Annotated in this window: 2 pseudogenes; both read right to left on the bottom strand. The window is 64.3% G+C overall.

The window, feature by feature from the left end:
* Positions 1 to 129: 129 nt before the first annotated feature.
* Positions 130 to 886 (bottom strand): annotated as a pseudogene (gene istB, locus P0D80_RS50195) (IS21-like element helper ATPase IstB).
* 18 nt (positions 887 to 904) lie between these two features.
* Positions 905 to 1388, bottom strand: a pseudogene (locus P0D80_RS50190) (IS21 family transposase); the annotation flags it as partial.

Raw genomic sequence — 1388 nt, 5'->3', positions numbered from 1 at the left:
GCTTGCGTATTCCACGCAAAGAGAACAGCCATTCCACGGCAAAGTGAATCGTGATTCCACGGCAAAGTGAACAAGGATTCCACGCCATCGCGAACAAACGGAGCGCAGCGACGCGGGACCTTTACCTTTTTACTCGGACTGCGGCTTTGCGGTCAATCGACTGCGCGTCTTGCGCAGCGATTCGCCGGAGAGCGTGATGCGATGGGCGTTGTGCACCAGCCGGTCAAGTATCGCGTCGGCGACGCTGGGTTCGCCGATCGCCTCATGCCAGTGGTCCACCGGGATCTGGGAGGTTGAGCGTGGAACGGTGCCCGTGACGGTCGTCAAGAACCTCAAGCAGATCGCGCCGCGCGGAATCGGTCAGCGGCGCCATTGCCAGATCGTCGAGAATCACAAGATCCGTCTTGGCAAGTTGTGCGAGCCATCGCGCGTAGCGCCCGCTGCCGTGTGCGATCGCCAGTTCCTCGTTCAGTTTCGGCACGCGCAGATAGCAGGCGGAGAACCCCTGGCGGCACGCCTGGATGGCGAAGGCGCAACCCAACCAGCTCTTGCCGAGCCCGGTCGGGCCAACGAGGATCAGGTTCTGCCTCTCCCGAAGCCACTCACCGCTCAGCAGTCGGGCGGTGAGCGCCCGGTCCAGGCCGCGGGCGGTGCGATAGTCGATGTCCTCGGGCGAAGCGTCGGGAACCTTCAATCTGGCCCGGCGCAGCCGGGCTGCCGTTTGTCGCGAGTCACGTTCACTGGATTCACGCTCGACCAGCAGCCCCAGACGTTCTTCAAAGCCCAGCCGGTCAATGCCGTCCTGGGACTGTTGCTCGGCAAGCGCCGCCGCCATGCCGGACAGGCGCAGCGCGTGCAGTTTGTCAACAGTGGGGTGATGCAGCATATAGACTCCCTTTCAGCTTCAGTGGTAGTACGAAGGCCCGCGCACATTGGCATGCACAAGCGGCAGGTCGGCCTGCCCGGTGGCGGGTTCGGGCTCCCGGTCCAGGCCGTTCTTCAGCGTCGAGTCAATGAACTTGTAGTTCGGCGCTTTCAGATCGATGGCGCGGCGGCAGGCAGCTTCGAGCCGGTCGCGCCCGTAGTCCTTGCCCATGCGCAGCACACCCAGGCAGGTGCGATACGACTGCTGGGGGTGCTTGCGGGCACCCAGCAGGTGCTGGATGACGGCCGCCGTATGCGGGCCGATGTCGGCGGCCCAGTTGCGCAGCCGCTCCGGATCCCAGCCCTTGGCGACAGCCAGGTGCTCCGGCGGCATGTGCGCGTCGATCGTGGTGTGATAGCGACGGTGAGCGCTTTTGCCGTGAGCGGCAATGCGTTGGCCGCGATGGAATATCTCGACGGTGTTTGTCGTGTGGCGCACGTCGACCTGTTCGCGCGCGTAGCGA

The sequence above is a fragment of the Paraburkholderia sp. RL17-373-BIF-A genome, assembly GCF_046030175.1.
In the GTDB taxonomy this organism is placed as follows: Bacteria; Pseudomonadota; Gammaproteobacteria; order Burkholderiales; family Burkholderiaceae; genus Paraburkholderia.
Note: the sequence above shows the minus strand (reverse complement) of the source record. Positions and strands in the feature narration are given on the sequence as shown.